The following is a 6515-nucleotide window of genomic DNA, read 5'->3' as shown; positions in this document are numbered from 1 at the left end:
CACATCCTGCTGAAATTGCTTTCCTTTAAAATGATTCATCGTCATTCCTCCTGCTATCTTTTTCTATTATTCTACCTTATTTGATAGTAGATTTAAAACTTTGCAACAGAACCCTTAATAGTAACATAAGATACAGGCTGATTTTTTATTCATTGTTATTTATACTAAAGCACCCGATAGCTCTGAAAACAATCACAAATTCAACTTTTCAAAGCCACAGCTTTAAGTTATTTTGTCCAGACAACCCCCATTGCCCAACCCATTTTATGGAATTGGCATCCAGGCAACAACTTTTCATATAAATCGTAATAATTTTGTTCAGATAGGTACTTATCTGAAGCTAAATGCTCAAGCCATGATTTAGATGTGTTGTGATTATAAATTCTAATCGCATTTTTTATTCCAAATTTGAAACAATGCGGTAAAAACTCTTGGATTGCCCCTAATTTATAAACATAGGTAGGCGGTGTCTCGACTTCAGATACATTATCAAGAATAACTATTCTTCCTTCCTCATTCAACAGTTCCTTCATTTGCTGTATTACGCTGGCTATATCATCCAAATGATGAAAGGTTGTTCGGCTTACAATAAAATCAAACTTCTCATTAAAATTAAGTTGTTCTGCATTCATATTCAGATAGACCGTATTTGTTAGTTGACGTTTAGATTTGGCAAGATCGAGCATTTGATTAGAAATATCAATCCCTACCACTTCATCATAATAACTTGCTAATTTCTCCACTAACAAACCCGAGCCACATCCGATATCTAATGCTCTGCCTTTCTTTGGAGACATATTAGACACAAAGAATGAATAATCATTCAAAAGCTCATTCACGAAATCGTAATCTTCTGCAACCTTATCAAACTGTGATTCTATTGTATTCAAAAAGATCCCCCATTCCTACTTTATCGACATTCTTTCATTACTTACCACTTTAGATGTTTTTTCGTTGGGGATAAAACTTCCCTTTAGACAATTTTATCCAAAGACAATACAACAGTGCAACTTTATTAAAGTCACTGTCCTTTATCGCAGCCTTTACTTTTTAGTAAAGACAGTGGCTTCTCTTATCAAGTTTCAAAACATATTATTTTGAAGAAAACGTCCAACTGAAGTGTCAAGTGCAAAATTACATATAGAGCTTTATTCTAAAAAGTAAACAGAAATGATATAATCAGTTACGTAAGGAGGTTTCAAGTATGTGCACTAGTATCGCAGTAGTAGATATTACTTTATCTCATTCATAATGAAAAAAATGGCAAGGAGAAGGTTATAATGAACCAGAAAAACCCAAAGGACACTCAAAATTTTATTACTTCTAAAAAGCATGTAAAAGAGATATTGAATCATACGAATATAAATAAACAAGATAATGTAATAGAAATTGGATCAGGAAAAGGTCATTTTACCAAAGAACTTGTCAAAATGAGTCGGTGGGTGGATTCTATAGAAATTGATGAGGACTTGTGTCAAGTCACCCAAAAAGTCGTGAAGCCTTTTCAGAATATAAAAGTTATCCATACGGATATTCTGAAATTTAACTTCCCCAAAAACAAAGACTATAAAATATTTGGTAATATCCCCTTTAACATCAGTACTGATATTGTCAAAAAAATTGCTTTTGAAAGCAATTCGAAATATAGTTACCTTATTGTGGAGAATGGTTTTGCAAAAAGATTACAAAATACGAAACGAGCTTTAGGTTTGCTATTGATGGTGGAATTGGACATAAGAGTTCTCAAAAAAGTGCCACGAGCATATTTTCACCCTAAACCGAATGTAGACTCTGTATTGATTGTTCTTGAACGACATCAACCATTGATTTTAAAGAAGGACTACAAAGAGTATCAATCTTTTGTTTATAAGTGGGTAAACCGTGAATATCGCGTTCTTTTTACTAAAAACCAATTCCGACAGGCTTTGAAGCATGCAAATGTCACTAATATTAATAAACTATCGAAGGAACAATTTCTTTCTATTTTCAATAGTTACAAATTGTTTCAGTAAATTAAAGTAATAAAGCGTTCTCTAATTTCACAAGAGAACGCTTTATTCTTCCTAAAAATTTTCAATATTTATTAATAAATCGGTTGTTTTAAAAGTAGGCACCTGTTATTGCAATAAAATTAGCCTAATTGAGAGAAGTTTCTATAGAATTTTTCATATACTTAACGATTTGTATATTATTTATATAATTGGCTGGTATTGAACGTTTGTCTAAAATCTTTTTCACTTCATCTGCAGTTGAACCTGCATATTCTCCATATGTTGCAATAACAAATAGATATTTGCAATTAAAAATAGAGCGTTCTAAAAAATCTCTAATATATGGCGGGATATTAACGTGAAAAACCGGGAATACAATACCTATCCTCTCGTCTGAGAACTCATATTTATTCTCTTTTATCATTTGTGGGATGGATATTAGTTTTCCACCAAGTCTTTTCGCAACATAAAGACTGTTTCCTGTTGCGGTAAAATACAAAATTGTCATTTCTGCTACCTCTCTTTAACTAATTAGGATTCAAAATTGATTTTTGATGCAGTTACACTTGCATCGGGTTTGAATTGTTATCTAGGTGTCATCATAATGAGTATTATACTTAAGAAAATTCAAAATGTAAGTACGCACATTTGTGACGTATACTATCCCAACGGATAGTGTAAAGGATGAACTAGATTTTGTTTAAACGTTAAATTTCTCAATTCCCTGTACAAATCTATCTTTATCCTCATCTCTCATTAATGGAATAACTGTAACACAGGATACATTCCTCATTTTTTACAGTGGCAATAATCAGTCTACTATGTTCAACTTCTATGAGAAAATATACTTCGTTTGGCTCTTTTTAACGAACAATACAAGAAAAATATCCTAATTATCTGTTGCTTTTTTACTACAAAACAATCGATTAGTACATTATTACCATACCTATTTAGCACCAAGGCAAGCAATTCTACAAATCACAATATAATCTGATTTATCACCCTATATCTAAATACTATTGTTGAACTTCAGTTTCTCTTATCTTAACCTTCCTTTCTGCTGTATTTGAGACGTCATAACCTCTTGAACATTTTCAAATTCTTTACTTATGACATATTCATCAAATACTTCAGTCCCATATTTAGAATCTGGTTCTGCAACGACAGAAACCACCTGCTCAATCCTCCTGTTATATACAGAGGGCTACTGGAAGAACAACTTCTGGCAGCATAACAATCAAAGGAAATTTAGTGAGTTTATACGACTACACTTTTCTTGACAATTCCAAAGTATAGATAATAAAAACCGCTATGCGGCAAACTCAAAAGGTCTTCACATAGCGATTATATCTAATAAAAATTCATTAATTTTTTTACATTTTCAACAACCAGAATGTATCATTAACACTTTTACATCCTTATTGCATAACTCAAAGATTACATAACTTCCAATTCTCTCATCAACTGTTCCCATTCATTAAAATAATTACCCTGACACCTTTTAACATCATCAATTGATTTTTGTATTTCCGTCAGTACTATATAATCAGAAGAATTGTTTGGTTCAGAAATGATTTTATTCAATCTTTCTAATTCTTCATCATATTGATTTATTAACACTTCAAGCTTTTCAATTCGTTTCTCCTTCTTAACCTTCTCCTTCTCAATGGAGTTACGATCGCCTTTTACTGTGTTATTTTTCTCTACTTTCTGCTCAACTTTAATGTTATTAAATGGCTTTTCAGAATTCATCCTTTTTTTCTCGTACTCACCATAAGTAGATTGTACAAACTCTACACCATCCTTATCAAAAACAAGTAATCTGTCAGCAATCTTATTAGTAAAATATCTATCATGTGACACAAAAATAATTGTACCTTGATAACTGCATAAGATATTCTCTAAATTCTCTTTTCCAATAATATCCATGTGGTTTGTCGGTTCATCTAAGATTAAAACATTAGTACGTTTATATAATAATTTACATAATGTCAATCTAACCTTTTCTCCACCTGACAAAGAGGACACCGGTCTAAAAACATCATCTCCACTAAACTGAAATGAGCCAAGAGCAGTTCTGACCTCTGTGTCATTTAGCTCAGGGTATTCGCTTTGAAAAATTTCGAATAGTGTATCATCTCCACTGATTTGAGCAAGCTGTTGGTCAAAATAGCTAATTTCAACATTGTATCCGAATTTAAAATCTCCAGACAATGCTGCCACACCACCCATAAGTGTTTTAAGCAACGTGGATTTACCAATACCATTACTCCCAACAATTCCAAGCTTCTGTCCCCTTTCAAGGTTGAAATTAACCTTTGCAAGAGGAGTATCATAGCCTATCACAAGTTCTGAAGCACTTAATACTTGCCTTGAACTACTGATTCTCGGTTGAAATTTAGACATATAAGTTTTTGTATCGTATTGGTCTGGTGCATTTAATATTTGCATACGCTGTAATAATTTAATTTTAGATTGCACCATTTTAGCTTTCGTAGGTTTATAACGAAAACGTTCAATCAAGCGTGTAATCCTTTCAATTTCTATCTGTTGCAAGTCGTAATCTTTTTGCTGTTTGATATGATTTTCTCGTTTTTGCTCCTCAAAGGCTGAATAATTACCTTTATAACATTTGGTCTCTCCCCATTCGATTTCATAAACCTTATCCACAATTCGATTAAGAAACATTCTATCATGGGAAATAATAACCAATGTAGATTTATAACTTCTCAAATAACTCTCCAACCATTGTATTGTTTCTATATCAAGGTGGTTAGTAGGTTCATCAAGTAATAGAATGTCTGGCTTTGTTAAAAGTATTTTTATAAAAGCTATCTTAGTTCGCTGACCACCTGAAAATTCAGAAATGGGTTTTTTATCATCTGCTTCAGTAAAACCCATACTACGAATCATCGTTTCATATTCTTTTTGGTAGGTTAGACCTCCAAGAGCCATATACCTTTCACTGATATCAGAGTATTCATTGATGATTTTATCATCATATTGATTCTCCATTTTATCTATCAGCTGTTTCATCTTGTTTTCCATATCAATAAGCGTCTTAAATACCGTACGGACTTCATCCACCATTGATATACTTTCATCTTCAAAAGGCATCTGTCTTAAATAGCTAATATAAGGGTTACCGGTCTTTATTACTTGAAACTCACTTTCACCAGTTCCTTCTTCTAATTCAATTTCGCCTATAATAGCTTTTAGCAAGGTTGTTTTTCCACATCCATTTCTACCAACAATAGCAATCTTTTCATTATCATTGATTTCAATATCGATGTTTTCCAACACCATATTACCATCATAGTAAACGGCACCATTAATTATTTTGTATTGCATTTTCATATCCTCCTTTGCGTTAGTACTAGCAATTGCAAAGGTGGCTTTGGACAATAATTATTCTACTCCATGTAAAGCTTGTCACAGCCACCTATACATGGAGTTCTTTAAATGTTACTTTAGTTGTAGATTTCATTTGCTTCTCCCTCCTATCGTTTCAAATATAATTCAACTTCCCCCTTGTTGTACCAAATCGCTAGCGCAATGGCTAGCCTAAGTTTTAGCTTACACCCTTTCTGGTAAAAGTAAAGTAACTGATCTGTTATCTCATCTGGCACCAGATTCCCGATAAACCCTGCTGTTCCCGTCAACAGAAACCGCAGCCACACTGGAAAAAGATACAAAAGGATTGCCGCAATTGATTCTTTGCATTAGCCATCAGCTTTACAAATCACTCTTTCTATATTCAAAAGGCGTTTTTCCTGTTTCTTTTTTAAACACGGATGTGAAGTAACTTTGTGAGTTAAATATAAGATATTCACTAATTTCTGATATTGACTGATTCGTATATACCAATAGAAATTTGGCATATGCTATTTTCTCCTTCTTAATGTATGCACCAACAGTCATACCTATATCTATCTTGAATTTACGCATGAAGTGATACTGACTTAGACCAATTTCTGTGCATATTGACTGAATGGTGAGCTGACGGTTGATATTTCTTTTAATCATCCTGACTGCTTTTGCTATGTCTGAAGAGACACCAGATACTCTATAATCTGCAGTACTTAAAGCGAAATGCTCCAAAATACTGTTATTTATTATACTATGGTTAAAGGATCTTATCAAGAGTAAATTACAAAAGAATCATTTAAATCAATACTTTCACTTTGAATACATGTATTTGAAGTGGAAGGTACTTATTTCAAAAATAGTAAAACCGGTTCTGTTGCAAAGTTTTAAATAAAGAATAAAATCCCTTACGGTATCTATGATTTAAGCTGGGATTCCCAATAATACCTTGATTTCAGTACAGACCGAAAACCCGAAGAGAGTGCCTTCTTTTCGGGTTTTCTTATATAATCCTCGGATGGCTTCCATACCTTTAATCGTGGTAGAGGCAGTGCGTAAACTTCGATAGAATTTATTGCGTCTCTTTACTGGACGATGGTCTTGTTCAATCAAATTATTCAGGTATTTAATGGTACGATGTTCTGTCCCTTGATAAAA

The 6515-nt window shown here is 32.9% G+C and carries 7 protein-coding genes; 1 reads left to right on the top strand and 6 read right to left on the bottom strand.

The annotated features are described in order from the left end of the window. Nucleotides 1-227: 227 nt before the first annotated feature. Nucleotides 228-890: a class I SAM-dependent methyltransferase gene (locus C1G49_RS09485; protein WP_001092058.1), complete on the bottom strand. Its 663-nt coding sequence runs from the start codon at nucleotides 888-890 to the stop codon at nucleotides 228-230. Between the two features lie 390 nt (nucleotides 891-1280). Here C1G49_RS09485 and erm(A) point away from each other — a divergent pair, with 390 nt between their 5' ends. Beyond that, nucleotides 1281-2012 (top strand): 23S rRNA (adenine(2058)-N(6))-methyltransferase Erm(A), encoded by a 732-nt coding sequence (gene erm(A) / locus C1G49_RS09475; RefSeq protein WP_002360844.1) that lies wholly within the window; start codon nucleotides 1281-1283, stop codon nucleotides 2010-2012. Between the two features lie 124 nt (nucleotides 2013-2136). Here the strand turns inward: erm(A) and C1G49_RS09470 are convergent, their stop codons facing one another. The 5 genes from C1G49_RS09470 to C1G49_RS09450 all read right to left on the bottom strand — a co-directional run. After that, entirely contained in the window at nucleotides 2137-2499 is a 363-nt protein-coding gene (locus C1G49_RS09470) for an EFR1 family ferrodoxin (RefSeq protein WP_024378353.1), read from the bottom strand. 531 nt (nucleotides 2500-3030) lie between these two features. Further along, the gene (locus C1G49_RS11400; RefSeq protein WP_002415371.1) at nucleotides 3031-3165 is read right to left on the bottom strand and encodes a hypothetical protein; all 135 of its coding nucleotides are present in this window, start codon (nucleotides 3163-3165) and stop codon (nucleotides 3031-3033) included. Nucleotides 3166-3428: 263 nt separating this feature from the next. Next, nucleotides 3429-5396: an ABC-F type ribosomal protection protein OptrA gene (gene optrA / locus C1G49_RS09465; RefSeq protein WP_105114403.1), complete on the bottom strand. Its 1968-nt coding sequence runs from the start codon at nucleotides 5394-5396 to the stop codon at nucleotides 3429-3431. Nucleotides 5397-5726: 330 nt separating this feature from the next. Then, complete coding sequence (locus C1G49_RS09455; protein ID WP_105108082.1) at nucleotides 5727-6017, bottom strand: helix-turn-helix domain-containing protein; 291 nt, start codon at nucleotides 6015-6017, stop codon at nucleotides 5727-5729. Nucleotides 6018-6281: 264 nt separating this feature from the next. Further along, the coding region (locus C1G49_RS09450) for a DDE-type integrase/transposase/recombinase (protein WP_010722260.1) at nucleotides 6282-6515 on the bottom strand (234 nt) is incomplete at its 5' end.

Origin of the sequence: Streptococcus suis, assembly GCF_002960625.1 — a bacterium.
GTDB classification, from domain to species: Bacteria; Bacillota; Bacilli; order Lactobacillales; family Streptococcaceae; genus Streptococcus; species Streptococcus suis_T.
The sequence above is the reverse complement of the archived record's forward strand: the minus strand, read 5'-3'. Positions and strand labels throughout refer to the sequence as shown.

Excerpts from the sequence above, each read along its gene's own strand:
- C1G49_RS09470 (WP_024378353.1), bottom strand. The coding sequence starts at position 2,499 with ATGACAATTTTGTATTTTACCGCAACAGGAAACAGTCTTTATGTTGCG.
- C1G49_RS09455 (WP_105108082.1), bottom strand. The coding sequence starts at position 6,017 with ATGATTAAAAGAAATATCAACCGTCAGCTCACCATTCAGTCAATATGC.